Source organism: Kosakonia sp. CCTCC M2018092 (genome assembly GCF_003864115.1).
In the GTDB taxonomy this organism is placed as follows: Bacteria; Pseudomonadota; Gammaproteobacteria; order Enterobacterales; family Enterobacteriaceae; genus Kosakonia; species Kosakonia cowanii.
The window spans coordinates 3,231,110-3,258,081 of record NZ_CP034225.1; the positions used below are offsets into that span (position 1 = coordinate 3,231,110).

The window sequence follows — 26,972 nt, forward strand, 5'->3', positions numbered from 1 at the left end:
TTACTTCTTCAAATGGGAGTAAAAATTACACGGGCGCGTACGCGCATCGAGCTGCGGTTCAATAACATTTTCCCACGCGGTGCGGCACGCTTTGGTCGAGCCGGGCATGGCGAAAATGAGCGTCTGGTTGGCGACGCCCGCCAGCGCGCGGGATTGCAGCGTCGAGGTGCCGATCTCTTCAAAGGACAACATGCGAAACAGCTCGCCGAAGCCCTCAATTTCGCGGTCAAACAGCGGCAGCAGCGCTTCGGGCGTCTGGTCACCTTCGGTGAAGCCGGTTCCGCCATTGATTAGCACCGCCTGCACCTCATCGCTTGCGATCCACGCCGATACCTGGGCGCGAATGGCGTAGCGGTTCTCTTTAACGATCGCTTTATCAACCACTTGATGTCCGGCATCGTGCACGGCGTCGCGCAGATAGTGACCGGAAGTGTCATCCTCTTCGCTACGACGGCTGGAGACCGTCAAAATAGCAAGCCTGACCGGGATAAACTCAGCGCTGACCTGGCTCATCTCTCTCTCCTTGCGGCGTTACCCGCCGATATATGAAAGGTTTTGCGTAATGCCCGTATTGCCCTGATGCAGGAAGTGGGTCTGCTTTTTCTGGCTGAGCGCCGTGGCGATACGATCCTCAAGCCTGCCCTGCTCCTCGTCCGCCTGCAGCAGATCGCGCAGATCGACGCCGCCATCGCCAAACAGGCAGAGGTGCAGTTTGCCGGTGGAGGAGACGCGCAGGCGGTTGCAGCTGGCGCAGAAATCTTTTTCGTAGGGCATGATAAGCCCGATTTCGCCTTCGTAATCCGGGTGGCAGAAGACCTGCGCCGGGCCGTCGCTGCGCTGGCGCAGCTGGTGGATCCAGCCGCGTTTAAGCAGCTCGTCGCGCAGCACCATGCCGGAGAGGTGATGTTTGCGGAACAGATCGCTCCCCTCGCCCGTCTCCATCAGTTCAATAAAGCGTAGCTGGATCGGCCGGGTCTGGATCCAGTCAAGGAAGGTATCGAGCTGATGATGGTTCACATCGCGCATCAGCACGGTATTGACCTTCACCTTCGAGAAACCGGCGCTAAAGGCGGCATCAATGCCCGCCATCACCTGGCGAAACTTATCCTGCCCGGTAATGGCGTGAAACTGGCGAGCGTCGAGGCTGTCGACGCTGACGTTGATTGCCGTCAGACCGGCGTCGCGCCACTGGGCAACGTCGCGGGCCATGCGGTAGCCATTGGTGGTGACGGCAATCTGGCGAATGGCGGCGTTTTCCCGCACCGCAGCGATGATGTCGGTGAAATCGCGGCGCAGAGAGGGCTCACCGCCCGTCAGGCGCACTTTTTCCGTGCCCATTGCGCTAAAGGCGCGGGTCACGCGGCGAATTTCATCGAGGCTGAGAAAGCCGTTGTTATTGACGCCGCCGGGCTTGTAGCCATCCGGCAGGCAGTAGGTGCAACGAAAATTGCACACGTCGGTAATCGACAAACGCAAGTAATAGAACTTGCGCGCGAACGCGTCAGTCAGTTGTGAGGCCATGTACACCTTTCCAGATTCGGGAGATGCAGTCATTTCTTCCTGCACCCTGGCAGCGAGAGCGATTGCTCTGCTACGGCCAAAGCACCATATCTTGCGGCAAGATCCATAAGACACAGGTGCAGAGGCTTGAGTGTATCCTCTTCGTCTTTCGGGCTGCATCGGTGTTGGCTGCCTTCGCGCACCCCGGTCACATAGCGATCTATGCTCCCGGGGATTTGCTCAGTTGCCGCCTTGATGCAACCCGAAATACTTTGAGGAGTGTCCTCTCCGTCTTTCGGGCTGCATCGGTGTTAATCACTTCAACGCCACCCAAAATCCATTGAGGAGGGTTATGTTAGGCACGCTAACATGCTCTGGCGATAGTAGCGCGATCGCCCGGCTTTCGCCATTGTGAATATCGTTATATAAACCACTACATAGCGACATAATCGTGCACAATGGCTACAGAGTACGTGAAAATCGCTTTTTTGCTTTGATATGTGTCATTTTACGCGGTGCGCGGCATCGTCTTTTGGTGGTATTTACGCTAACGTAGCGCGATAAAAAATCATAAGGAACAATTATGCGTAATCGCACCCTCGCCGACCTGGATCGCGTTGTCGCACTCGGCGGCGGGCATGGTCTTGGGCGGGTGATGTCTTCGCTTGCCTCACTGGGATCGCGCCTCACCGGCATTGTCACCACCACCGACAACGGCGGCTCTACCGGGCGTATTCGCCGCTCCGAAGGCGGCATCGCCTGGGGCGATATGCGCAACTGCCTCAATCAGTTGATTACCGAACCAAGCGTCGCCTCGGCGATGTTTGAGTACCGTTTTAGCGGCAATGGCGAACTTTCCGGCCATAACCTCGGAAACCTGATGTTAAAGGCGCTGGATCACCTCAGCGTGCGCCCGCTGGAAGCAATCAACTTAATTCGCAATTTACTGAAGGTGGACGCCTTTTTAATCCCGATGTCCGAGCAGCCGGTCGATCTGATGGCAACGGACAGCGAAGGCAACGTGGTGTATGGCGAGGTCAATATCGACCAACTGCATGCGCCGGTGCAGGAGCTGATGCTGTCGCCGAAAGTCCACGCCACCCGCGAAGCGGTGCAGGCGATTGCTGAAGCGGATCTGATCCTGATTGGCCCCGGCAGTTTTTACACCAGCCTGCTGCCACTGCTTTTGCTTGATGAGTTAGCCCAGGCACTGCGCCGCACGCCCGCGCCAGTGGTCTATATCGGCAACCTCGGCAAAGAGCTCAGCCCCGCCGCCGCCCGTCTGACGCTGGCGGATAAGCTCTCGATCATGGAGCAGTACATCGGCAAGCGCATTATCGATGCCGCCGTGGTGGGGCCAAAAGTGGACGCCAGCACGGTAACTGACCGGCTGATTATTCAGGAAGAGCTGGAGGCGAGCGATATCCCCTATCGCCACGACCGTGTTCTGCTGCGCAACGCGCTGGAGAAAGCGGTGCAGCAGCTTGGCTGACGCACCGGCGGGGCAGAATCAGCCCCGCCGGAACCTTTGCTTAATTTCTTAAGGTTGTCTTAAAAAACCCCTGTCAGCATAGCGCTATTCACATTATGGAATTTGGCTATGCGCACGCTTTCGCTCTACCGGCCCTCTTTAAGCCGCCTCTCTCTGCTTACCCTTGCGGCGCTCTATATCGCGCTGGTGCTTAACATTGTCTTTTACCGCCAGGCGTTTCATCTGCTTCCGGTCGACTCGCTGCATAATGCGCTGGTGTTCCTCACCATGCCGCTGGTGGCCTTTAGCGTAATCAACATTGTGCTGACGCTGGCGTCGTTTCTGCGCCTCGACCGGCTGCTGCTGAGCCTGTTTATCCTCGTCTGCGCCGCCGCACAGTACTTTATCTCCACCTTCGGCGTGATTATTGACCGCTCGATGATCACCAATATTCTCGATACCACCGCGGCGGAGAGCTTCGCCCTGATGTCGGGCAAAATGGTGATGACGCTGGTGCTGACCGCCCTGCTGCCGGTGATTATCGCCTGGTGGATCAAGATCAAACCGACTCGCCCGCTGCTGCGCGGCATTACGCTGCGCCTGCTCAGCATGGCAATCTCCGCACTGATTATCGTTGCCGTGGCGGTGCCGTTTTATAAGGATTACGCCTCGCTGTTTCGCAACAACAAAGAGCTGGTGAAATCCCTCGGTCCGTCGAATGCCATTGCCGCGTCGCTCTCCTGGTATGTTCATAACCGCATGGATAACCTGCCGCTGGTGCGCATCGGTGAAGATGCTCACCAACTGCCGCAGATGAAGAGCGGCCCACGTAAAAACCTCACCATTCTGGTGCTGGGCGAAACCTCGCGTGGGGATGACTTTTCGCTTGGCGGATACGATCGCGAGACCAACCCGCTGCTGAAGCAGGATAATGTTATCTACTTCCCCAACACCACCTCGTGCGGCACCGCCACGGCGGTCTCCGTGCCCTGCATGTTCTCCGGCATGGGCCGCGCCCACTATGACGATCAGCTGGCGCATCACCAGGAGGGGCTGCTTGATGTAGTGCAGCGCGCCGGGATTCAGGTGCTGTGGAATGAGAATGATGGCGGCTGCAAAGGGGCGTGTGACCGCGTGCCGCACCAGGATATGACGCAGCTCAATCTGGCGGATTACTGCATCAAGGGCGAGTGCCAGGATGAGATCCTGTTTCGCGATCTGGCGCGTTATATCGATCAACTGCCGGGCGACGGGCTGATTGTGCTGCACACCATTGGCAGCCACGGCCCAACCTACTACAACCGCTACCCGGCACAGATGCGGAAATTCACCCCCACCTGCGATACCAATGAGATCCAGACCTGTTCCCGCGAGCAACTGGTGAACACCTATGACAACACCATCGTCTATGTCGACTATATTGTTGATAAAGCGATTAAATTACTGCAATCAAAACAGGACAGGTTTACCACCAGCCTGGTTTACCTCTCCGATCATGGCGAATCACTGGGTGAAAATGGCGTTTACCTGCACGGGCTGCCCTACTCCATCGCGCCCGCCACGCAGAAACATGTGCCGCTGCTGATCTGGCTGTCGCCGGATTACCAGACCCGTTACGGCATTAACAGCCAGTGTGTCGCGAAAAATGCGCGGGAGAAGGCCTACTCGCAGGACAACCTCTTCCCGACCATGTTGGGTATACTGGGCGTCAGCACCACGGTCTACCATCCTGAAGACGATATCCTTACGCCGTGCCGGGAGCAGGTGAAATGAAAATTCTGGTGATTGAAGATGATGCGCTGCTGCAACAGGGGTTAATTCTCGCGATGCAGAGTGAAGGCTACGCCTGCGATGGCGTCTCGACCGCCCATGAAGCGGCGCTCTGCCTGGCGGGTGGCCACTACAGCCTGATAGTGCTCGATCTCGGCCTGCCTGATGAAGATGGCCTGCATCTGCTCAACCGGCTGCGCAAAGAGAAATATACCCTGCCGGTGCTGATCCTCACCGCCCGCGATACCCTTGACGATCGCGTCGCGGGGCTTGATACCGGCGCAGATGATTACCTGGTGAAACCCTTTGCCCTCGACGAGCTTAACGCCCGCATTCGCGCGCTGCTGCGCCGTCACAACAATCAGGGCGATAACGAGATTGTGCATGGCAACCTGACCTTGAATGTCACTCGCCGCCAGGCGTGGCTGGAGGGGCAGTTGCTGGAGCTGACGCCAAAAGAGTACGCGCTCTTATCGCGCCTGATGCTGAAAGCCGAAAGCCCGGTGCACCGCGAGATCCTCTACAACGATATCTACAACTGGGATAACGAGCCGTCGACCAACACGCTGGAGGTGCATATTCACAATCTGCGCGACAAGATTGGCAAGTCGCGCATCCGCACCGTGCGCGGCTTCGGCTATATGCTGGTGTCGCCGCAAGAGCGGTCTGAGTGATGGCGATGTTCGACTTTAGTCACTGGAGCCTGCGCCGCCGGCTGCTGCTGACCATCGGCGGCATTCTGCTCTTCTGCCAGCTGGTCAGCGTCTTCTGGCTCTGGCATGAGAGCGAAGAGCAGATCCAGCTGCTGGTGCAGACGGCGATCCACAACCACAACAACCGCAAACATATTGAGCATGAAGTGCGTGAAGCAGTGGCGAGCCTGCTGGTGCCCAGCCTGCTGATTATCGGCCTGGCGCTGCTGCTCTGCATGCAGGCGGTAAAAGCAATCACCCGCCCGCTCTCCGAACTTCAGCAGGAGCTGAATAAGCGCACGCCAAACAATTTGCAGCCTATCACCCTCGATCAGAGCGTCAGCGAAGTGGAGGCCGTCACCTCGGCGATTAACGATCTGGTCTCGCGCCTGACCTTAACTCTCGATCGCGAGCGGCTCTTTACCGCCGATGTCGCCCATGAGCTGCGAACACCGCTCGCCGGGCTGCGTCTGCACCTTGAACTGATGGCAAAGAGCAGCGGTATACAGGTCGAACCGCTGGTGCAGCGCCTCGATCAGATGACAGAAAATATTGCCCAGTTGCTGCTTTTGGCGCGCGTGGGGCAATCTTTCTCCGCCGGTTCCTATCAGCAAGTGACGTTATTAAGTGATGTGGTGCAGCCGATGGAAGAGGAGTTGCGCACCATGCTGGCGGCACGCGATCAGCGCCTGGTAATGCCGGTTGACGGTGAAAATATGGCGGTAGCGGGCGATGCGACGCTGCTGCGGCTGCTGGTGCGTAATCTGGTAGAGAATGCCCATCGCTACAGCCCGGTCGGCAGCACGATCGCTGTACGGCTGGAGCAGGCGGAAACGCCGGTGCTGGCGGTGGAGGATGAGGGGCAAGGGATTGATGAGAGCCGCAGCGGCGAGCTGAGCAAAGCATTTGTCAGAATGGACAGCCGTTACGGCGGCGCCGGTCTTGGCTTAAGTATCGTTACGCGTATCGCGCAACTGCATGACGCGCAGTTTTTCCTGCACAATCGGCTGACACAAAGTGGGGTGCGGGCGTGGGTCAAATTCAGCGCGCCCGACCGGGGGACGATCAGTAGCTCAGCAGCCAAAAATGGGTAAAACCGAGCACCACTGCCAGCGCGCAGGCGACGGCGAAACACTCACGAACGGTAATTTGTTGCATCACACTCTCCTCCACAAAAACTGAGGAGAGTGTGACAGGGCTATGTTAAGTCAACATTAAGAGGCGACAATAAACAGCTCGCGCAGTTGATGAAGCTGATCGCGCACCTTCGCCGCCTCTTCAAACTCCAGATTCTGCGCATGCTGCATCATCTGCCCTTCCAGCTCATGAATTTTCTGTTGCAGCGCTTTCGGCGTCAGGCCCAGATCGGATGCATCTGCTTCCACCGGCGAGCGGGACTTGCCGCGCCCTTTGGCTTTGGTTTTCGCCAGCCCCTGGCCCAGCGCCAGAATATCCACCACTTTCTTGTTGAGCCCCTGCGGCGTAATGCCGTGCTCTTCGTTGTAGCTCTGCTGTTTCTCGCGGCGGCGTTCCGTTTCGCCAATCGCTTTCGCCATTGACGGCGTGATCTTATCGCCGTAGAGGATCGCTTTGCCGTTGACGTTACGCGCCGCACGACCAATGGTCTGGATAAGCGATCGTTCGGAGCGCAGGAAGCCCTCTTTATCCGCATCGAGAATGGCAACCAGCGACACTTCCGGCATATCCAGCCCCTCACGCAGCAAGTTGATGCCGACCAGCACATCGAACTCGCCAAGACGCAGGTCGCGGATAATCTCCATACGCTCGACGGTGTCGATATCGGAGTGCAGGTAGCGCACCTTCGCGCCGTGCTCGACCAGATATTCGGTCAAATCTTCCGCCATGCGTTTGGTCAGCGTAGTTACCAGCACGCGCTCGTTGATCTCGACGCGCTTGCGGATCTCGGACAGCAGATCGTCGACCTGGGTCGCCACCGGGCGCACTTCGATAATCGGATCCAGCAGGCCGGTTGGGCGCACTACCTGATCGATCACCTCTTCGCCCGACTTCTCCAGCTCATAGTTGCCCGGCGTCGCGGAGACGTAGATCGTCTGCGGAGCCAGCGCTTCGAACTCTTCAAACTTCATCGGGCGGTTATCGAGCGCCGACGGCAGGCGGAAACCATACTCCACCAGCGTCTCTTTACGCGCCCGGTCGCCGCGATACATGCCGCCGATTTGCGGAATGGTCACGTGGGATTCATCGACCACCAGCAGCCCATCGGCAGGCAGATAGTCAAACAACGTCGGCGGCGCTTCGCCCGGCCCACGCCCGGAGAGGTAGCGCGAGTAGTTCTCGATGCCGGAGCAGTAGCCCAGCTCGTTCATCATCTCCAGATCGAACTGCGTGCGCTGGGTAATACGCTGCTCTTCCAGCAGTTTATTGTTCTCCAGCAGAAACTTCCGCCGCTCCGCCAGCTCGACTTTGATCTCTTCCATCGCCTGCACGATGCGCTCGCGCGGCGTCACGTAGTGGGTTTTTGGGTAGATGGTAAAACGCTGGATCACCGATTCGATATGGCCGGTCAGCGGATCAAAAAGCGACAGGCGCTCAACCTCTTCGTCAAACAGCTCAACGCGCAGCGCCAGGTCGTCCGACTCCGCCGGGAAGATATCAATCACTTCGCCGCGCACGCGGAAGGTGCCGCGCTGGAACGCCTGGTCATTACGGGTGTACTGCAGCTCCGCCAGCCGGCGCAGGATCGCGCGCTGATCGATGATCATGCCATTGGTGAGGTGCAGCATCATCTTCAGGTAGAGGTCAGGATCGCCCAGACCGTAGATGGCGGAGACCGACGCCACCACCACCACATCTCGCCGCTCCAGCAGCGCTTTGGTGGCGGAGAGACGCATCTGCTCGATATGTTCGTTAACCGACGCATCCTTCTCGATAAAGGTGTCCGAGCTGGGGACGTAGGCTTCCGGCTGATAGTAGTCGTAGTAGGAGACGAAATATTCCACCGCGTTATCCGGGAAGAACTCTTTCATCTCGCCATAGAGCTGCGCAGCCAGCGTCTTGTTGGGTGCCAGCACCATGGTTGGGCGCTGCAGATCGGCAATCACATTGGCCACGGTGAACGTCTTCCCTGAACCGGTTACCCCGAGCAACGTCTGGTGCGCGAGCCCGTCTTCCAGCCCTTCCTTGAGGCGACGGATTGCTTCAGGCTGATCGCCGGAAGGGCGAAAAGCGGAATTCAGTTTGAACGGTTTACTCATGAATGGCACCTGATGAGGAGTGGGGCAGGTAAGACAGTTTACTCACCATGCGCATTTTTGCCAACCGAAGATACTGGATGAAAAAACAGTAGCAGGCAAGCCGATCTCATCTACCGCAGTGCAAAACATCGCATTGTGGCTGCGATTGGACGATCGGTAAGCGATTAAACCTCGTGTTAAAGGTTATCCCCAGAATTTTTGCCCTTTTAACATTTGTCAAGGTGATGTTTGACGCTTTTATGGCAGTCGGTGACACTTTTCTTACACCCATTGCTTTTATTTAAACGTTTGATTAAAAAAGAAAATATCAAAAAGGCGGGTTTCACACCAATTCATGCGCAAGCCGCGCCGCCTCTCGCTTGCCACACGTTTTCTAACTCTAATGCACAAGGTTATCCACAGGAATAGTGGATAACTGCCGCCAGCCCGTGCACCCCGCCCCTCGCCAAACTCCCTCTCTGCGGCAAAAAGGGTCCGGGAAAAATTTTTTATCGACTCTTTTCGACAATTATCGGCTAACGATGCGCAGGATCCGCCTGGGATCCTTCTCACAATTTCACTCGCCGTTGCACCACCAGCCGCTGCGGTAAGCACTGGCAAAGTGCAGAATTTTTACCTGGGTTTGCGCGCCATCACGTTTTTTTCGCATGCTTTCTCAGCCCTCTCCGAAAAAAATGCCCTTTTCACGTTCTGGCAAGCCTTTTGCAGTTGACCGTAGTAAAAAGCAGTCATACCTGATGGGAACAAGGAGCGGATCATGTTGAGCTTACATGCGGTGAATCACTATTACGGCGACCAACATACGTTATGGGATATCGATCTGGAGTTAGCCCCCGGCCTCTGCACCTCGCTGGTCGGGCTGCCGGGTATGGGAAAAACCACGCTGGTGAACTGCATCACCGGCTACCTGCCGGTGGAGAGCGGCAGCATGATTTGGCAGGATGCGGGCGCGCCGCCGCGCGATCTGCTGACACTGCAGGCCGAGCACCGCAGCGCGGTCGGCATCGGTTATGTGCCGCAGGACAGGCGCATCTTTTCGCAGCTGACGGTGGAGGAGAATCTGCATGTGGCGATGCGCGCCGCCGGTGACGCAGGCCAGAGCCTGAGCCGCGAGATCTTTGATCTCTTCCCGGAGCTGTATGGGTTGCGCCAGCAGCGCGGCGCGACGCTGTCGGAGGATAACCAGCAGCAGCTGTCGATGGCGCGGGCGCTGGTCACGCGCCCACGGTTGTTGATCCTCGATGAACCAACGCGCGGCCTCGGCCAGGCGTTTATCCATAAGCTGGGGAATTTGATCGTGCGGCTCAATCAGGAGTTTGGCATGTCGATCTTGCTGGCGGAGCAGCAGCTGTCGCTGATCCGCCGGGTGGCGGACCGTTTCTGCCTGCTGCACCGCGGGCGGCGCGTGGCCGGGGGCGATATCAGGCAGTTAGATGATCCGCTGCTGGCGCACTGGATGTCGCCGGAGTCAGTACGCTGAGATCGAGATAGTGGCCGGTTGCGGCGGTTTCCGGCGCATCCGCCAGCCACGGGATCTCGCCGATCAACGGCGCGGGCAGCACGCGTTGCAGCGTCGCCATATACTCCTGATGGCGTTTACCCGGCTTGACCACATCATTGGCGATCCACCCTGCCAGCCTCAAGCCTGCCTGCTGCACTGCCTGGGCAGTTAACATCGCATGGTTGATGCAGCCAAGCTTGACGCCAACCACCAGAATCACCGGCAGGCGCTCCGAGGTGGCCCAGTCGGCAAAGGTCAGCGTCGGCGAAAGCGGCGTAAACCAGCCCCCTGCCCCTTCCACCAGCAGCCAGTCGGCCTGCTGCTCCAGCTGGCGTAAACCGGCCGACATCACTTCCGCCTCTATCGGCTGATTCAGGTCGGCGCTAACAATGTGCGGCGAGGTCGGCTCGGCAAAGGTATACGGGTTAACTGTCTTATAGGTGAGCAGCAAACTGCTGTGGCGCTGCAACGCCAGCGCATCGCTGTTGCGCAGCCCATCGGGGGTCATCTCGCTGCCGGAGGCGACCGGTTTATAGCCCGCACTGCGCAGCCCGCGCAGGTTCGCCGCCTGCAACAATGCGCAGCTCGCCACGGTTTTACCCACTTCGGTATCGGTTCCGGTCACAAAATAGCGTTCAGTCACGGGTTATCACTCCCCAAAAAAGTTGATAGGTCAGCGGGAATTTCCCCTGCTGTTGCGGCCAGGCTTCCTGTAAGCGCTGCAATTTGCCGCGCGTCAGCCCCTGCTGGCGTCCGGCATGCAGATGGGTGGCACCAATCCCCTTGAGCGATCGCAGGGCGCTGGCAGCATCGGCAAACCACAGGGTGACGGTGTCAATACCGCAGCGCAGCGGCCAGTCACGCAGCGCCTGCTCAATCTCCGTTGCGGGCAGGAAGCGGTTGGCGTGGGGAAGGCTGTCCAGCGCGCGCCAGGCCTGGTTCAGCTCCGGTAACGAGCCATCCGCCAGCGTGGTAAAAGCAATATGCCCACCCGGTTCGGTGACGCGGCGCAGTTCGCCAACGGCCTGGCGCAGATCGTCGCACCACTGCACCGCGAGGTTGCTCCAGGCCAGCGAAAAGGTCGCATCCGCCAGCGGCAGCGCTTCGATATCGCCGGTGACATAACGCGCGGCGCTCTGCTGCTGGCGGGCTTCTGCCAGCATAGCGGGCGAGAGATCGAGTGCCGTGACATCGCAGCCTTGCGCGCGCCAGTAGCGGCTCATCGCCCCTGGCCCGCAGCCGGCGTCAATCACCCGCGCAGGACTAATGTCGCCCAGTTGCGCCAGCAAACAGTCGGCGCTGAGCCGCTGTAACTCATCATGTCGCGCGTAGATTTGCGCCGCGCGACCAAAGGCGGCGGCTACCGCCTGTTTATTCACCGCCATGCAGCGCCTCCAGCAACCTGTCGATATCCTCCGGCTGATGCGCAGCGGTTAAGGTGAGGCGCAAACGCGCCGTGCCCGGCGGCACTGTTGGCGGGCGGATGGCAGTTGCAAATAGCCCCTGCTGGCGCAGGCGCTGGGCGAGATGCAGCGCGCGGCTGTTGTCGCCAACAATCAGTGGCTGAATGGCGCTGTGCGAATCCGTCACCGCCAGATCCAGCCCGCGCACGCCGTCACGAAAACGGCTAATCAGCGCTGCCAGCTGCGCACGGCGCGCGTCGCCTTCAGCAGAACGGATCACATCGAGCGCGGCGCTGAGCGCCACCGCCTGCGCGGGGGGCATCGCAGTGCTGTAGATGAGATGGCGGGCGAACTGCACCAGGTAATCGGCAACCGCTTCGCTGCAAAGTACCGCCGCGCCGCTGACGCCAAAACCTTTGCCGAAGGTGACCACCAGAATGTCGGGTTTCACCTCCTGCAAATGGCAACTGCCGCGCCCCTGCTCGCCGAGCACGCCGATACCGTGGGCATCATCCACCATCAGCCATGCATTTGCGTGATGCGTGGCCTTAGCAATCGCCGCCAGCGGCGCGCTGTCGCCATCCATGCTGAAGATCCCTTCGGTGACCACCAGCTGCTGCCCGCTGAGCGGTTTGCTCAACAGGCTCGCCAGCTGGGCGACATCGTTATGGGCAAAACGGCGCAATTGCGCCGGGCTGAGGGCAGCCGCTTCAAGCAGCGAGGCGTGGCTCAGCTTGTCAGCGACGATGCGATCCTCTTTGCCGGTGAGCGCCGCAATGGTGGCCTGATTGGCGGCAAAACCGGAGATAAAAAGCAGCGCGCGGTCATAACCGAGCCACTGCGCCAGCTCGCGCTCAAGTTGATGATGCGCAGCCGTATGGCCAACAACATGGCCCGAACCGCCGCTGCCGACGCCATACTGCGCAGCGCCCTGCTGCCAGGCGGCAATCACCTGCGGATGCTGGCTTAAACCGAGGTAGTCATTACTGGCGAAGTTGCAAAAACGCTTGCCCTCGAGGGTTAGCCAGCGTCCGGCACCCTGCTCTACGGTGATACGACGGCGCAGGGCATCTGCCGCGCGCCGTTCGCTGAGCGCGGCTTCGATTCGCTGCTGCCAGCTCATAGGGTCGCCGCGTTGTAGTACTGTTCCGTGTCGGCGTGAAGCAGTTGCTGCTCAATCTCCTGCTGCTGTTCGTTATCGCCATTCAGCACCTGGGTCTGCTGCGGGTTCAGCCCCAGTTTCTGGAACAGAAGCAGATCTTTATCCTCTTCCGGGTTTGGCGTGGTCAGCAGTTTGCAGCCGTAGAAGATGGAGTTGGCCCCCGCCATAAAGCACATCGCCTGGGTCTGTTCGTTCATCTGCTCGCGCCCGGCCGACAGGCGAACGTAGGAGGTGGGCATCATGATGCGCGCCACGGCGATAGTGCGAATAAAATCAAAGGCGTCGACATCATCGTTATCCGCCAGCGGCGTGCCTTTCACCTTCACCAGCATGTTGATCGGTACGCTTTCTGGCGGCGTCGGCAGATTGGCGAGTTGCATCAGCAGCCCGGCGCGATCGGTGACGGTTTCGCCCAGCCCGACAATGCCGCCGGAGCAAACTTTGATCCCGGCATCGCGCACTTTATCCAGCGTGTCGAGACGCTCCTGGTAGGTGCGGGTGGTGATGATGTTGCCGTAGAACTCCGGCGAGGTGTCGAGGTTGTGGTTGTAGTAATCAAGCCCGGCGTGGGCCAGACGCTGCGCCTGGCTCTCATTAAGGGTGCCAAGGGTCATGCAGGCTTCCAGCCCCATCGCTTTCACCCCTTCCACCATCTGCTCCAGGTAGGGCATATCGCGATCGTTCGGGTTTTTCCACGCCGCGCCCATGCAGAAGCGCGTTGAACCGGCGAGCTTCGCTTTGCGCGCCGACTCCAGCACCTGCTCCACCTCCATCAGCCGCTCCGACTCGAGGCCCGTTTTGTAGCGCGCGCTTTGCGGGCAATATTTGCAATCTTCCGGGCAGGCACCGGTTTTGATCGACAGCAGCGTGCTGACCTGCACCTGGCGCGGGTCAAAATGCTGGCGGTGAATTTGCTGCGCCTCAAAAAGCAGATCCAGCAGTGGTTTTTCAAATAAAGCAGTAACTTGCGACAGTGTCCAGCGTGTGTGGTGAGCCATCTGGCCTCTCCAAAAGTGTGATTAAATCGTTATTCGGTGTAGACTCGTAAACCTAAAACTTTTTAATTTGGTTTACAAGTCGATTATGACCCAGGACGATTTAGCTTTTGATCGCAGCCATATCTGGCATCCCTACACCTCCATGACTGCCCCACTTCCCGTCTATCCGGTCGCCTCCGCGCAGGGCTGCGAGCTGCATCTCGCCAGCGGCGAACGGCTAATTGACGGTATGTCATCCTGGTGGGCGGCGATCCACGGTTACGGGCATCCGGCGCTGAACGCGGCGATGAAAACGCAGATTGATGCCGTCTCTCACGTGATGTTTGGCGGCATTACCCATGCGCCCGCCGTGGCGCTGTGCCGCAAGCTGGTGGCAATGACGCCCGAGTCGCTGGAGTGCGTATTTCTCGCCGACTCCGGTTCGGTGGCGGTGGAAGTGGCGATGAAGATGGCGCTGCAATACTGGCAGGCGAAGGGCGAGTCGCGGCAGCGCTTCCTCACCTTCCGTAACGGCTACCACGGCGACACCTTTGGTGCGATGTCGGTGTGCGATCCCGACAACTCAATGCACAGTTTGTGGAAGGGTTATCTGCCGGAAAACCTCTTCGCACCTGCGCCGCAGAGCCGTTTTGATGGTGAGTGGGATGAGCACGATATGGTGGCGTTTGCCCGCACGCTGGCGGCCCATCGCCATGAGATCGCCGCGGTTATTCTGGAGCCGATTGTGCAGGGCGCGGGCGGCATGCGCATTTATCATCCCGAGTGGCTGAAGCGCATCCGTAAGATGTGCGATCGCGAAGGGATCCTGCTAATCGCCGATGAGATTGCCACCGGCTTTGGCCGCACCGGTAAGCTCTTCGCCTGTGAACATGCGGGTATCACGCCGGATATTCTCTGCCTTGGCAAAGCGCTGACCGGCGGGACTATGACCCTATCCGCCACGCTGACTACCCGCGCAGTGGCAGAGACCATCAGCAACGGCGAGGCGGGCTGCTTTATGCACGGCCCAACCTTTATGGGCAACCCGCTGGCCTGCGCGGCGGCAAACGCCAGCCTGGAGATTTTGCAGCGCGGCGAGTGGCAGGCGCAGGTCGCCGCCATCCAAGCGCAGCTGAAGGCGGAGCTGGCTCCCGCCGCAGAGGCCGCAAGCGTCGCGGATGTGCGCGTGCTCGGGGCGATTGGCGTGGTGGAAACGCGCTCGCCGGTGAATATGGCGGCGTTACAGCGCTTCTTTGTTGAGCAGGGCGTCTGGATCCGCCCGTTTGGTCGCCTGATCTATCTGATGCCGCCCTATATCATCACCCCGGAGCAGCTGTCGCGCCTGACCCGGGCGGTGAACGCCGCCGTGCTGCGCGCGGATCTCTTCGCCGACGAGGCGTAAAAGATGCACTACACTTTTGGGTTACTGACCTGAAAAATGGAGGATATATGGCAATTCTGATGGTTCTGACCTCGCATGACACTCTCGGCGATACCGGTAAGAAAACCGGTTTCTGGCTCGAAGAGTTTGCCGCACCCTGGTATATCTTTCAGGATGCAGGCGTAGAGGTGGCGCTCGCCTCTCCGGCGGGGGGACAGCCGCCGCTCGACCCGACCAGCGACGCGCCGGATGCGCAGACGCAGGACACCGAGCGTTTCCGTAAAGATGAAAAAGCGCAGCAGGCACTGGCAAATACCCTGCCGTTGAGCAGCATCAACATCAGTGATTATGACGCGGTCTTTTTCCCGGGCGGCCACGGCCCGCTGTGGGACCTGGCGGAGCACCCGATCTCCATCGATCTGATTGAAAAATATTGGGCGGATGGGAAGCCGGTCGCAGCGGTCTGCCACGCGCCGGGCGTACTGCGCCATGCGAAAAAACCGGACGGCACGCCGCTGGTGCAGGGTAAACGCGTTACCGGTTTTACCAACAGCGAAGAAGAGGCAGTTGGCCTGACGAAAGTGGTGCCGTTCCTGGTTGAAGATTCACTGAAACAGGCAGGCGGGCAGTTCGAGCGCACCGATGACTGGGGCGTCTATGTGATGACCGACGGCCATCTGGTCACCGGCCAGAACCCAGCCTCCTCTGCGGCAACCGCCGAAGAGTTGCTGAAACTGCTGCACCGCTAAGCAAGGAGGCCATATGAAGCTACTCAGCCATAATTTTCGTGACGGCGAGAAGTTACCGCTGCGTCACGTGTTTAACGGCATGGGCTATGAGGGCGATAATATTTCGCCCCATCTGACATGGGATGAGGTGCCTGCGGGCACCAAAAGCTTTGTCGTCACCTGCTATGATCCTGACGCGCCCACCGGCTCCGGCTGGTGGCACTGGATTGTGGCGAACCTGCCGGCAGAGACTCGCGTACTACCGCAGGGTGCCGGTTCCGGCAGTGCTGCATTGCCCGAAGGAAGCGTGCAGACGCGCACCGACTTCGGCAGCGCCGGGTATGGCGGTGCGGCACCACCGAAGGGCGAAACCCACCGCTATATCTTCACCGTTCACGCGCTGGACGTTGAGAAACTGGATGTCGACGAGAACGCCAGCGGGGCAATGGTCGGCTTCAATGTCCATTTTCACACCCTCGGCAGCGCCTCTCTCACCGCCCTTTTCAGCTAAAAGCCAGGGATTTACAGCCGATTTAACAAATCGGCTTCCCGTTTCGCTCAACTTAGTATAAAAAAGCAGGCATTACGCTATCCCCTTTAACTTGCATAGTCTGGAGCACCCCTTGAACACATCATCGGTTTCCCGTCTGGCGCTGGCGCTCGCTTTTGGCGTGACACTGACCGCCTGTAGCTCGACGCCGCCCTCTGAGCGTCCCTCTGAACAAACTGCGCCGGGCACCTCCTCGCGCCCGATTCTCAGTGAAGCTGAAGCGAAAAACTTCACCGCCGATCGCTACTTCACCCCGCTGGCCGCCAACAGCGCCGCGTGGAAACCTTACGCGATCCGCGTGCCGGAAAAAGCAGATTTCGTGGTTGGGCCTGCCGGTACGGCGGGTGTGACTCACACCACCATTCAGGCTGCGGTTGACGCTGCCATCAATAAACACGCCAGCGACCGCCAGTACATTGCGGTGATGCCGGGTGAATATGAAGGCACCGTCTATGTGCCTGCGGCATCGGGCAGCGTGACCATTTACGGTACCGGTGAGAAAGCGGCGGATGTGAAGATCGGTCAGGCGATCGATTCTGAAATGGATCCGACCAGCTGGCGTCGCCTGGTCAATCCATCGGGCAAATATATGCCGGGCAAACCAGCATGGTATATGTTTGATGCCTGCCAGCGCAGCCGCGCGGCGACCGTCGGCGTGATGTGCTCCGCCGTGGTCTGGTCGCAGAACAACGGTCTGCAACTGCAGAACCTGACCATTCAGAATACGCTTGGCGACAGCGTCGATGCCGGCAACCACCAGGCGGTGGCGCTGCGCAGCGATGGCGATAAAGTGCAGATCAACAACGTCAATATTCTCGGTCGCCAGAACACCTTCTTTGTGACCAACAGCGGTGTGGATAACACCCTGCGCAGCGATCGCCAGACCCGCACGCTGGTGACCAACAGCTACCTCGAAGGCGATGTGGATATCGTCTCCGGGCGCGGCGCGGTGGTGTTTGATAACACCGACTTCCGCGTGGTCAACTCGCGTACTCAGCAGGCAGGCTATGTCTTCGCACCGTCTACCCTGTCGAACCTCTATTACGGTTTCCTCGCCGTCAACAGCCGCTTTACCGCCGCCGGAAACGGTGTCGCGCAGCTGGGCCGCTCGCTGGATATCGACAGCAGCACCAACGGCCAGGCCGTGATCCGCGATAGCGTGATTAACGAAGGCTTTAACGTGGCGAAACCGTGGGGCGATGCCGCCGTATCAGGCCGCGCCTATGCGGGCAACACCGGCACTGCGGATGATAAAGGCAACATCCAGCGCGATTTGAACGATGCGAAGTTCAACCGCTTCTGGGAGTTCAACAACCGCGGCCTCGGCAGCAAAGTGGTTGCTGAGCCGAAGAAGTAATTCAGCGCTCAAAACAAAAAACCTCGCCGCGGCGAGGTTTTTTTATGCCCGGAGATTAGCTTCCGGTTGTTACATGGCGTTAATCACGACCCACATCGGGCCCTGGCCCACGGCGTAACGCGCTTTTTCAGTCAGCAGGCCCTGCGCGCCGCCGATCTCATACAGCGCGATGTGATGGGATTTCTGCCCGGCGGCAATCAGGTATTTGCCGCTGTTATCGATATTGAAGCCGCGCGGCTGGGTTTCGGTCGGCTGGAAGCCTTCAACGGCGATAACGCTCCCATCTTCCGACACGCTGAAGATAGTCAGGGTGCTGGAGGTGCGGTCGCAGGCATAGAGATGACGGCCATCCGGCGTGATATGGATATCCGCCGCCCAGCGGGTATCGGTAAAGTCCGGCGGCATCATATCCACAGTCTGCACGCACTCGGTTTTACCGTGCGGATCGCTAAGTTGCCAGACATCGACGCTGCTGTTGAGTTCGTTAACGCAGTAGGCGAAACGCTTATTCGGGTGGAAGGCCATATGGCGCGGGCCTGCGCCCTCGACGGTGGTCACTTCCGACGGCTCCTGCGCGGTCAGCGCGCCCGTTTCACCGAGGGTAAAGAGACAGATGCGATCCTGCTTCAGGGCAGGGACAAACAGCGTACGGTTGTCCGGCGAAATATTGGCCGAGTGACATCCTTCCAGCCCCTCTTCAAGATGGACGATCTCGCCCGGAATGCCATCGTTGAGGCGTACCACGCTGACGCTGCCCGCATTGTAGGAGGCGCTAAACAGGAAACGACCGCTGTGATCGGTGGAGATATGGGTCGGGCTGCCGGAGAGCGGCGCTTCTGCGGCGTAGCTCAGGGCGCCATCTTCCGGGGAGATACGGTACGCAAGAACGCGAAATTCAGGGCGAACGCCAACGTAGAGGTAACGTTTATCCGGGCTGACAACCATCGGCTGCACCTGGCCTGGCACATCGACAACCTGCACCAGCGTCAGGCTGCCTTCGGAATTCAAACGCCAGACGTGGATCTGCTGACTTTCGGGGCTGGCGGTATAAACGGTCTGTTTCATGAACACTCCTTTCCTCTAATTCTTCTCTGCGTTAAGTAACCAGGATAGCCGTTTTTGCGGCGCGATGCTGAATTTCGCCCTCAGATTTTGCGCATGCGGCGACGGGGTGTACCATCCCCGGACACGAAATTTCACCCTCAACTACGGGAAACGATATGACCTCGCGCGTAATAGCACTTGATTTAGACGGTACGCTTTTAACCCCGAAGAAGACGCTTCTGCCTTCTTCCCTTGAAGCGTTAGCACGCGCAAAAGCCGCCGGGCATCTGCCCATTATCGTGACCGGTCGGCACCATGTCGCTATCCACCCTTTTTATCAGGCACTGGCGCTGGATACACCTGCAATTTGTTGTAATGGCACCTATTTGTATGATTATCATGCAAAAAAGGTGCTCGCCGCCGATCCGCTACCGGTCAACCAGGCGCAACAACTGATCGCCCTGCTGGAAGAGTACCAGGTGCATGGCCTGATGTATGTCGATAACGCCATGCTGTATGAAAAGCCGACCGGCCATGTGCTGCGCACCACTGCCTGGGCCGAAGCATTGCCGCCCGAGCAGCGCCCGGTGTTCCAGCAGGTTGACTCCCTGCACGCCGCGGCCGCAGAGGTGGAAGCAATCTGGAAATTTGCTCTCACCGATGAAGATACCGGCAAGCTGAAGAACTTTGCTCACCATGTTGAGCAGACGTTAGGGCTGGAGTGCGAATGGTCATGGCACGATCAGGTGGATATCGCCCGCGCCGGTAACAGCAAAGGCAAACGGCTGGCCGAATGGGTCGCCGCGCAGGGCTTATCAATGCAGGATGTGGTGGCCTTTGGCGATAACTATAACGATATCAGCATGCTACAGGCCGCAGGCACCGGTGTGGCGATGGGCAACGCCGACGATGCGGTGAAAGCCCATGCCAATGTGGTGATTGGCGACAACACCGTCGATAGCATCGCCCAATTTATCTATCAAGAACTGCTTTAATCAGGCGGTAATCGACACGCTTTTGATTTGCGCATAGAGCCACTGGCCGGGTTTGATACTGAGTTCATCCCGCGCCCAGGGGCTGATGCGCGCCCACAGGGTTCTTCCACCGACATCCAGCTGCACTTCCACCTGCCCGTCGACATCGAAACACTGCACGATTTTGGCGCGCAGAATATTACGGATGCTGGTGTTCATCGGCGGCTGAAGCACCAGTGACACATCGGTGGCCTGAATACGGATGCGCAGCGCGCTTTTCAGCGGCCGGTCGATCTTATTGACCCAGATATGCTGATCGCCCAGCGCCAGCGCGGTCATCGCATAGTGCGGATGGTGTTCCAGCACCAGCACTCTCAGCACGCTGCTCTGCTGCTCCGGCGGCAGCCACGGGTTCATTACGCTGCTGCCCCACACATCTTCGAGGCTGCCAAAGGCTTTCACTTCGCCCGCTTCCAGCACCATCACTTTATCTGCCAGATGCAGGATCTCATCCAGCGAGTGGCTGACATAGAGCATCGGGATATTGATCTCCTGCGCCAGCCGTTGCAGGTAAGGCAGCAGTTCGCGCTTGCGCGGGATATCCAGCGACGCCAGCGGTTCATCCAGCAGCATCAATTCCGGCGCGGTCAATAACGCCCGGCCAATCGCCACGCGCTGCTTTTCACCGCCGGAGAGGCCACCGGGCAGCCGGTCGAGCAGCGGCTCGATGCCGAGCAGCGTCACCAGTTTGTCAAACTGAGCGGCCATCGATTTCGCCATGCCGTAGCGCAGATTGCCGCGCACGCTGTAGTGCGGAAAGAGGCGCGCATCCTGAAAGACATAGCCGACGCGGCGCTTTTCGGGCGGCAGGCACACCTTGCGTTCGGTATCGAACAGCACGCGGTCGTTAAGCACGATGCGGCCTTCTTGCGGCTGCGTCAGGCCGCCAATGGCGTTAATAAGTGAAGTTTTTCCCGCGCCCGAGACGCCAAAAATCGCGGTGATGCCGCTGGCGGGCAGCGTTTCGGCGATATGTAAGCGATGGGTGCCCAGCGTCTGGGTGAAATTAAGCTCCAGCATCGGTTATCTCCCCGTCCGTTCGCGGCTCACGCGCGCCAGCCATTCTGAAATCAGCAGTGAGATCAGCGCCAGAATAATCGAAATAATGCACAGGCGCGCGGCGGCGCTTTCGCCCCCCGGCGTCTGAATTAAGGTGTACATGGCAGAGGGAATGGTGCGGGTTTCGCCCGGAATATTGGAGACGAAGGTAATGGTGGCACCAAACTCGCCGAGAGAGCGGGCAAAGGCCAGCACCGTGCCGACAATAATCCCCGGCAGAGTGAGGGGTAAGGTAATGGTGAAAAAGACGCGCCAGCGACCGGCACCCAGTGTGCGGGCAGCCTGTTCGAGTTTGGTATCGACACTCTCCAGCGCGAGGCGAATGGCGCGCACCATCAGCGGAAATGACATCACCGCAGCGGCTAAAACCGCGCCGCGCCAGCTAAAGGCGAAGGTGATGCCAAACCAGTCATAGAGCCATTGACCGACGATGCCACGGCGGCCCATAGCGATCAGCAGCAGATAACCGACCACCACCGGCGGCAGCACCAGCGGCAGATGCAGCACGCTGTCGAGCAGCGCTTTGCCCGGAAAGGTGCGGCGCACCAGCAGCCAGGCAAAGAAGATCCCAAAGGGCAAACTGAGTAATACCGCCAGGGAAGAGACTTTAAGGCTCAGCAGAACAGCCTGCCATTCAGGATCGGTCAATATCATTCGTGCGTTGTAAATCCGTAACGTTTAAAGATTTCAGAAGCCTGCGGGCCTTTCAGATAGTCATAAAACGCGCTTACGGTTGCGTTTTTATGTCCATCAACAATCGCCAGCGGGTATTCCACTTTTTTATGCGACGCTTCCGGGAAGGTGCCCACCACTTTTACCCCTTTGCTGGCCACCGCGTCAGAGCCGTAGACAATGCCTAACGGCGCTTCGCTGCGCTCCACCAGCGCCAGCGCGCCGCGAACATCCTCCGCAGGTGCCAGTTTCGGCGAGAGGGTTTCCCAGGCGCCCAGTTTTTGCAACGCCTCTTTGGCGTAGATACCGGCCGGAACATGCTCCGGATCGCCCACCGCCAGACGGCCGCCTTTCAGCAGGCTATTCCAGTCGGTTTTCGCATCAATCTTGATCTCGCCCTGCGCGCTGCTTTTCGGCGCAACCACCACCAGGCTATTGCCGAGCAGGGTTTCACGGCTCGCGCTATCCACCGCTTTTTTCTCGACCGCGTAATCCATCCACTTCTGATCGGCCGAGATAAAGAGATCCGCCGGCGCGCCCGCTTCAATCTGGCGGGCAAGCGTGGAAGAGGAGGCGAACGAGGAGACCACCTTAACCTGCTTCTCTTTGGTGTACGCGGCGGCAATATCCTGCATCGCATTGGTCAGCGAGGCGGCGGCAAAGACGGTAATTTTACCCTCTTGCGCCACGGCCTGCCCTGCTACGACAAGTGTTAATGTTGCGCCAACCAGCAGACGTCGCCCTGTGTGTGCCATTTTTTACTCCTCTCATTTTCGTTATATAAAAAAAAACATAACGATAGTATCAGAGAATGGCAGCGGGCCGGAAATACCCATCAATAATTAAAACCTACCTAACTATATCGGCAGAAAGGGAAAAGATCTTGAATGGCGGAAAGCGAAACGCCCACAAAGTGGGCGTTTAGGAAGGGATTAGCGCGATGGGGTGGTGGTATCGCGGCGCTTTTCGCGGTGTCCAACGGCGGAAAAGACGTTGAACACTTCACCCAGGCCATAAATCAAACCGAGGATAATCGCCATAACCACCGGCACCATAATCACGGCAAAAACCAGGCTTTTCAACAGCTCTAACATGGTCGTCTCCAGAAAGTGGGAATGCGGCATTCTAGCCTGAACATTGTGTAAAACACTCGCCTTTTGTGCGATTGCCTGGCACTAGGCGCGTCGGCGCTTTTCCTTCACAATAGCCCTTTTGCGAGGGAAGTGCGTCATGCAGGCTGAAATTCTCCTTACTCTTAAACTCCAGCAGCGCCTCTTCGCCGACCCGCGGCGCATCGCTCTGCTTAAGCAGATTGAGCAAACCGGCTCCATCAGCCAGGGCGCGAAAAATGCCGGGATCAGCTACAAAAGCGCGTGGGACGCCATCAATGAGATGAACCAGCTCAGCGAGCAGACGCTGGTTGAACGCGCCACCGGCGGTAAAGGCGGCGGCGGCGCGGTGGTCACCCGCTACGGGCAGCGTCTGATTCAGCTCTACGATCTGCTGGGGCAGATCCAGCAAAAAGCTTTTGATGTGCTGAGCGATGAAGACGCCCTGCCGCTCGACAGCCTGCTGGCGGCCATCTCGCGCTTCTCCCTGCAAACCAGCGCCCGCAATCAGTGGTTTGGCACCATTACCGCTCGCGACCACCAGCAGGTGCAGCAGCATGTCGAGGTGTTGCTGGCGGATGGGCAAACCCGCCTTAAGGCGGCGGTCACGGCGCAAAGCGCTGAACGCTTAGGGCTTGAGGCGGGCAAAGAGGTACTGGTGCTGCTAAAAGCACCGTGGGTCAATGTGACCAGCGATGCGCAGCGTGCGGCGCAGGCGGATAACCAGATAACCGGCGCGATTGCCCATATTGAGCACGGCGAGGCGCAGAGTGAAGTGCTGATCGCCCTGCCCGATGGCCAGACGCTTTGCGCCACGGTGCCGAATGCGCAGGTGGAGGATATGCAGGAACAGCAGCAGGTGACGGCATATTTTAATGCCGATCGGGTGATTCTCGCCACGTTGTGCTGAGGGCATTGACAAGCCGGGCCATTGCACGTATCCCTGAGTTTCTGTGCTGCAAAACCTGGGATACATCATGTCGTCATTGCAAATTTCGCAAGGTACGTTTCGTCTTAGCGATACCCGCACGCTGCATCTTGAAGATCTCCGCCTGCAGGCCGGAGAGAGCTGGGCCTTTGTCGGTGCCAACGGCAGCGGCAAATCAGCGCTGGCCCGCGCGCTGGCGGGTGAGCTGACGCTGCTTAACGGCGAGCGCCAGTGCCACTTCACCCGCCTTACCCGTCTCTCCTTTGAACAACTGCAAAAGCTGGTCAGCGAAGAGTGGCAGCGTAATAACACCGATATGCTCTCGCCGGGCGAAGAGGATACCGGGCGCACCACCGCCGATATTATCCAGGATGAGGTTAAAGACCCGTCGCGCTGCGCGGCGCTGGCGGCGCAGTTTGGCATTACCCATCTGCTTGAGCGGCGCTTTAAATATCTCTCGACCGGCGAAACCCGCAAAACCCTGCTCTGCCAGGCGCTGATGGCGCAGCCGGAGCTACTTATTCTTGATGAGCCCTTTGACGGGCTGGATGTCGACTCCCGCCAGCAGCTCGCCCAGTTGCTCGCGCGTCTGAATGCCGATGGCTACACGCTGGTGCTGGTACTCAACCGCTTCGATGAGATCCCGGCCTTTGTTCAGCATGCGGGCGTGCTGGTGGATTGCACGTTAACGGAGACCGGTGAGAAAGAGGCTCTGCTTCAGCAGGCGCTGATTGCGCAACTGGCACACAGCGAACAGCTGAGCGGCATGGCGCTGCCGGAGCCGGACGCTGCGCCCGCCCGCGCAACGCTCGATCCCACCGCTCCGCTGATTGTGCTTAACGACGGCGTGGTCTCCTATGATGACCGCCCAATCATTAATCACCTCTGCTGGCAGGTGAATCCAGGCGAGCACTGGCAGATCACCGGCCCGAACGGCGCGGGGAAATCGACGCTGCTGAGCCTGATTACCGGCGATCATCCGCAGGGTTACAGCAACGATTTAACCCTCTTTGGCCGCCGTCGCGGCAGCGGCGAGACCATCTGGGATATCAAAAAACATATTGGCTATGTCAGCAGCAGCCTGCACCTCGATTACCGCGTCAGCACCACGGTGCGCAATGTGATCCTCTCCGGCTATTTCGACTCGATTGGGATTTATCAGGCGGTCTCCGATAAGCAGCACAAGCTGGCGCAGCAGTGGCTCGATATTCTGGGCTTTGATGCCCGTACTGCCGATGCGCCGTTTCACAGCCTCTCCTGGGGGCAGCAGCGGCTGGCGCTGATTGTCCGCGCGCTGGTTAAACACCCAACGCTGCTGATCCTTGATGAGCCGTTGCAGGGGCTGGATCCGCTTAACCGACAGCTGGTGCGCCGCTTTATTGATGTGCTGATCGGCGAAGGCGAAACCCAGTTGCTGTTTGTCTCCCACCACGCCACCGACGCGCCCGCCTGCATTACCCACCAGCTGGCGTTTATTGCCGACGGCGAGGGCTACCGCTACGCCTTAACACCACAATAATTGGGGGGCTGCTTCGCCTCCTGGCTGTGTGCTGTAATAACGCCCGCGCGTTTTCGCGTAAAAAAAATAATGATCGCTTACTGGCTTGCTGATGACGCCCCCGTTATCGGCGGCCAGTTTTTGTTATGGCAAGAAAAAAGCCCGCCGACGGACGACGGGTCAATATAAACGGGACCTTTATGACTCAATATCTCTCCCTTCCCCGCGCCCTTACGCTGGTCGCGGCGCTCTGCTTTGGTTTCAGCACGCTGAGTTTTGCCGAAGAGGCAGCACCGGACGCTGCTTCCGCGAACGAAGCAAAAATTAACCAGGCCGTAGAAAACATGCAGCGCGTTAGCGTGCCGGGCCCGCATAAAGTCACGCTGGGTAACCAGGCGGTGCTCAATCTTCCGGAAGGTTTTACCTATATTCCCCCACGCCAGGCAGCGGAATTTATGCGCGAACTGGGCAACCACGTCGATGAGAGCGCCTTTTACGGGCTGGTGTTCAATGATGCTATCTCCGGGTTCGTCTCTATCGAGTATGACAATGCGGGTTACATCAAAGATGACGATGCCAAAGACTGGGACGCGGCCGAACTGCTGAGCAACCTGCAGGAAGGGACCAAGGAAGGCAACAAGATGCGCAGCGAGAAAGGCATTCCGCCTATCGAAGTGGTCGGCTGGGTAGAGAAACCGAGCTATGACGCCGCGACGCACCGCCTGATCTGGTCTGCTGCCATTCGCGATATCGGCAGTAACGTTCCGCTGAAAGAGCAAGGCGTGAACTACAACACCTACCTGCTTGGCCGTGAAGGTTATCTCTCGCTGAACCTGGTGACCGATCGCGGCACCGTGGAGCAGGAGAAGCCGCTGGCGAAAAACCTGCTCAACGCCGTGACCTTTAACGACGGCAAAAAATATAGCGACTTCAACGCCTCAACCGATAAGATCGCCGAATATGGACTGGCAGCGCTGATTGGCGGCCTGGCGGCGAAAAAACTCGGTCTGCTGGCAATTATCGGCGTCACCCTGCTGAAGTTCTGGAAACTGGCGCTGATTGCGCTGGCGGGCGCGGGCATGGGCATCAAGAAGCTGCTGTTCCGTAAAAAAGACGACAAATCTAAAATTGTCGAATAAGCATGAAGCTGCTGTTTCTGCTGTTTAAAGGCGCAACCCTCGGCAAGCTGCTGCTTTCCGGGGGGACAATGCTGCTGTCGGTGGCGACCTATGCGCTGGCCTTCGGCTGGCCCTACGCCACCGGCTTCGTGGTGCTGCTTTTTTGTCATGAGCTTGGACACTACCTCGCGGCGCGCCAGCGTAACTTGCCGGTGGGTCTGCCGATGTTTATCCCTTTTGTCGGTGCCTGGGTGGCGCTGAAAGAGGAGTTTCCGGATGCAGAGACAGAGGCGTGGGTCGGTATCGCCGGTCCCCTGCTCGGCTCGCTTGCCGCGCTGGGCTGCTACTATCTGGCGGAGTACTTCGACAGTTCGATGCTGATGGCGGTGGCTTACGCCGGTTTTTTCCTCAATCTCTTTAACCTCATCCCGGTGCCACCCCTTGATGGCGGGCGCATTACCATCGCCATTTCGCGCAAGATTTGGTATCTCGGCATCCCGCTGCTGCTCGGTTTCTTTTATCTGCACCCCAGCCCGCTGCTGCTGATTGTCTGCCTGCTGGCGGCTTCGCAAATCTGGGCACGGCGCAAAGAAACGCCCAATTTAACCGCACTCAACCCTGGCAAACGTCTGGAATATACCCTTTTGTACTTTGGGCTGATTGCCTGGCTCTCCCTGATGACCTATAACCTCCACGGGGCGCTGGCCAGCTTTCGCTGACTTTCCCTGCGTCGCTGCAGCGCAGTGACGTCATTTTCAGACTAATCACACTCGTCGGCGCAG

26 protein-coding genes and 1 riboswitch are annotated in these 26,972 nt (G+C 58.7%); of the genes, 14 read left to right on the forward strand and 12 right to left on the reverse strand.

Features of this window, described 5'->3' with window-relative positions; translation table 11 throughout:
* Both moaB and moaA read right to left on the reverse strand, forming a co-directional pair.
* Entirely contained in the window at positions 1 to 513 is a 513-nt protein-coding gene (gene moaB / locus EH164_RS15390; protein WP_124969051.1) for a molybdenum cofactor biosynthesis protein B, read from the reverse strand.
* 18 nt (positions 514 to 531) lie between these two features.
* Positions 532 to 1,521 (reverse strand): GTP 3',8-cyclase MoaA, encoded by a 990-nt coding sequence (gene moaA, locus EH164_RS15395; RefSeq protein WP_023479507.1) that lies wholly within the window; start codon positions 1,519 to 1,521, stop codon positions 532 to 534.
* Positions 1,509 to 1,666: riboswitch (molybdenum cofactor riboswitch) on the reverse strand. It overlaps the preceding gene by 13 nt.
* 417 nt (positions 1,667 to 2,083) lie before the next feature.
* On the opposite strand from moaA, the gene yvcK reads away from it, so the two are divergent.
* The 4 genes from yvcK (at position 2,084) to pmrB (ending at position 6,527) form a co-directional block, all read left to right on the forward strand.
* The gene (yvcK, locus tag EH164_RS15400) at positions 2,084 to 2,992 is read left to right on the forward strand and encodes a uridine diphosphate-N-acetylglucosamine-binding protein YvcK (RefSeq protein WP_023479505.1); all 909 of its coding nucleotides are present in this window, start codon (positions 2,084 to 2,086) and stop codon (positions 2,990 to 2,992) included.
* Between the two features lie 108 nt (positions 2,993 to 3,100).
* Positions 3,101 to 4,744 carry a phosphoethanolamine transferase EptA gene (eptA, locus tag EH164_RS15405; protein WP_124969053.1) on the forward strand — a complete coding sequence of 548 codons (1,644 nt, stop codon included), beginning with the start codon at positions 3,101 to 3,103 and terminating at the stop codon, positions 4,742 to 4,744.
* On the forward strand, positions 4,741 to 5,415 hold the full coding sequence (gene pmrA, locus EH164_RS15410; protein WP_124969055.1) for a two-component system response regulator PmrA: 675 nt from the start codon (positions 4,741 to 4,743) through the stop codon (positions 5,413 to 5,415). The genes eptA and pmrA overlap by 4 nt, the downstream gene beginning before the upstream one ends.
* The gene (pmrB, locus tag EH164_RS15415) at positions 5,415 to 6,527 is read left to right on the forward strand and encodes a two-component system sensor histidine kinase PmrB (protein ID WP_124969057.1); all 1,113 of its coding nucleotides are present in this window, start codon (positions 5,415 to 5,417) and stop codon (positions 6,525 to 6,527) included. Before pmrA ends, pmrB begins: the two co-directional genes overlap by 1 nt.
* A gap of 120 nt (positions 6,528 to 6,647) precedes the next feature.
* On the opposite strand, the gene uvrB is transcribed toward pmrB, so the two are convergent.
* A complete protein-coding gene (gene uvrB / locus EH164_RS15420) occupies positions 6,648 to 8,669 on the reverse strand; it encodes an excinuclease ABC subunit UvrB (RefSeq protein ID WP_094420432.1) in 2,022 nt (673 codons plus the stop codon).
* A gap of 757 nt (positions 8,670 to 9,426) precedes the next feature.
* On the opposite strand from uvrB, the gene EH164_RS15430 reads away from it, so the two are divergent.
* The gene (locus EH164_RS15430) at positions 9,427 to 10,149 is read left to right on the forward strand and encodes an ABC transporter ATP-binding protein (protein WP_124969060.1); all 723 of its coding nucleotides are present in this window, start codon (positions 9,427 to 9,429) and stop codon (positions 10,147 to 10,149) included.
* Here the strand turns inward: EH164_RS15430 and bioD are convergent.
* The 4 genes from bioD to bioB are packed head-to-tail and all read right to left on the reverse strand — an operon-like array spanning position 10,091 to position 13,733.
* Complete coding sequence (bioD, locus tag EH164_RS15435; RefSeq protein ID WP_124969062.1) at positions 10,091 to 10,813, reverse strand: dethiobiotin synthase; 723 nt, start codon at positions 10,811 to 10,813, stop codon at positions 10,091 to 10,093. The two genes, EH164_RS15430 and bioD, sit on opposite strands and share 59 nt — an antisense overlap.
* A complete protein-coding gene (bioC, locus tag EH164_RS15440) occupies positions 10,806 to 11,555 on the reverse strand; it encodes a malonyl-ACP O-methyltransferase BioC (RefSeq protein ID WP_124969064.1) in 750 nt (249 codons plus the stop codon). Before bioC ends, bioD begins: the two co-directional genes overlap by 8 nt.
* On the reverse strand, positions 11,542 to 12,696 hold the full coding sequence (bioF, locus tag EH164_RS15445) for an 8-amino-7-oxononanoate synthase (RefSeq protein WP_124969066.1): 1,155 nt from the start codon (positions 12,694 to 12,696) through the stop codon (positions 11,542 to 11,544). The genes bioC and bioF overlap by 14 nt, the downstream gene beginning before the upstream one ends.
* Entirely contained in the window at positions 12,693 to 13,733 is a 1,041-nt protein-coding gene (bioB, locus tag EH164_RS15450) for a biotin synthase BioB (RefSeq protein ID WP_023479503.1), read from the reverse strand. The genes bioF and bioB overlap by 4 nt, the downstream gene beginning before the upstream one ends.
* Before the next feature lie 85 nt (positions 13,734 to 13,818).
* On the opposite strand from bioB, the gene bioA reads away from it, so the two are divergent.
* The 4 genes from bioA (at position 13,819) to EH164_RS15470 (ending at position 17,728) form a co-directional block, all read left to right on the forward strand.
* A complete protein-coding gene (gene bioA, locus EH164_RS15455) occupies positions 13,819 to 15,114 on the forward strand; it encodes an adenosylmethionine--8-amino-7-oxononanoate transaminase (protein WP_206430678.1) in 1,296 nt (431 codons plus the stop codon).
* Between the two features lie 47 nt (positions 15,115 to 15,161).
* A complete protein-coding gene (locus tag EH164_RS15460; RefSeq protein WP_124969070.1) occupies positions 15,162 to 15,842 on the forward strand; it encodes a type 1 glutamine amidotransferase domain-containing protein in 681 nt (226 codons plus the stop codon).
* Between the two features lie 13 nt (positions 15,843 to 15,855).
* The gene (locus EH164_RS15465) at positions 15,856 to 16,332 is read left to right on the forward strand and encodes a kinase inhibitor (RefSeq protein WP_124969072.1); all 477 of its coding nucleotides are present in this window, start codon (positions 15,856 to 15,858) and stop codon (positions 16,330 to 16,332) included.
* A 112-nt stretch (positions 16,333 to 16,444) separates the two neighbouring features.
* Positions 16,445 to 17,728: a putative acyl-CoA thioester hydrolase gene (locus EH164_RS15470; protein WP_124969074.1), complete on the forward strand. Its 1,284-nt coding sequence runs from the start codon at positions 16,445 to 16,447 to the stop codon at positions 17,726 to 17,728.
* A gap of 69 nt (positions 17,729 to 17,797) precedes the next feature.
* Here EH164_RS15470 and pgl read toward each other — a convergent pair whose 3' ends face one another.
* Positions 17,798 to 18,793, reverse strand: a complete 996-nt coding sequence (gene pgl, locus EH164_RS15475; RefSeq protein ID WP_124969076.1) for a 6-phosphogluconolactonase — start codon at positions 18,791 to 18,793, stop codon at positions 17,798 to 17,800.
* Positions 18,794 to 18,948: 155 nt separating this feature from the next.
* On the opposite strand from pgl, the gene EH164_RS15480 reads away from it, so the two are divergent.
* Positions 18,949 to 19,767 (forward strand): pyridoxal phosphatase, encoded by an 819-nt coding sequence (locus EH164_RS15480; RefSeq protein ID WP_124969078.1) that lies wholly within the window; start codon positions 18,949 to 18,951, stop codon positions 19,765 to 19,767.
* Here the strand turns inward: EH164_RS15480 and modC are convergent, their stop codons facing one another.
* The 4 genes from modC to EH164_RS15500 form a co-directional block, all read right to left on the reverse strand.
* Positions 19,768 to 20,826, reverse strand: coding sequence for a molybdenum ABC transporter ATP-binding protein ModC (gene modC / locus EH164_RS15485; RefSeq protein WP_094420441.1), 1,059 nt, complete (start codon positions 20,824 to 20,826; stop codon positions 19,768 to 19,770).
* A 3-nt stretch (positions 20,827 to 20,829) separates the two neighbouring features.
* A complete protein-coding gene (gene modB / locus EH164_RS15490) occupies positions 20,830 to 21,519 on the reverse strand; it encodes a molybdate ABC transporter permease subunit (RefSeq protein WP_023479527.1) in 690 nt (229 codons plus the stop codon).
* Positions 21,516 to 22,292: a molybdate ABC transporter substrate-binding protein gene (gene modA / locus EH164_RS15495; protein ID WP_124969080.1), complete on the reverse strand. Its 777-nt coding sequence runs from the start codon at positions 22,290 to 22,292 to the stop codon at positions 21,516 to 21,518. The genes modB and modA overlap by 4 nt, the downstream gene beginning before the upstream one ends.
* Before the next feature lie 177 nt (positions 22,293 to 22,469).
* Positions 22,470 to 22,631, reverse strand: a complete 162-nt coding sequence (locus EH164_RS15500; protein WP_023479529.1) for an AcrZ family multidrug efflux pump-associated protein — start codon at positions 22,629 to 22,631, stop codon at positions 22,470 to 22,472.
* A 136-nt stretch (positions 22,632 to 22,767) separates the two neighbouring features.
* Between EH164_RS15500 and modE the strand changes: the two genes are divergently transcribed.
* The 4 genes from modE (at position 22,768) to EH164_RS15520 (ending at position 26,909) form a co-directional block, all read left to right on the forward strand.
* On the forward strand, positions 22,768 to 23,556 hold the full coding sequence (modE, locus tag EH164_RS15505; RefSeq protein ID WP_124969082.1) for a molybdenum-dependent transcriptional regulator: 789 nt from the start codon (positions 22,768 to 22,770) through the stop codon (positions 23,554 to 23,556).
* Between the two features lie 67 nt (positions 23,557 to 23,623).
* Entirely contained in the window at positions 23,624 to 25,093 is a 1,470-nt protein-coding gene (gene modF / locus EH164_RS15510; RefSeq protein ID WP_124969084.1) for a molybdate ABC transporter ATP-binding protein ModF, read from the forward strand.
* A 179-nt stretch (positions 25,094 to 25,272) separates the two neighbouring features.
* Complete coding sequence (locus EH164_RS15515; RefSeq protein ID WP_124969086.1) at positions 25,273 to 26,211, forward strand: DUF2167 domain-containing protein; 939 nt, start codon at positions 25,273 to 25,275, stop codon at positions 26,209 to 26,211.
* 2 nt (positions 26,212 to 26,213) lie between these two features.
* Positions 26,214 to 26,909, forward strand: a complete 696-nt coding sequence (locus EH164_RS15520; RefSeq protein WP_241174968.1) for a site-2 protease family protein — start codon at positions 26,214 to 26,216, stop codon at positions 26,907 to 26,909.
* The last annotated feature ends 63 nt before the right edge of the window (positions 26,910 to 26,972 follow it).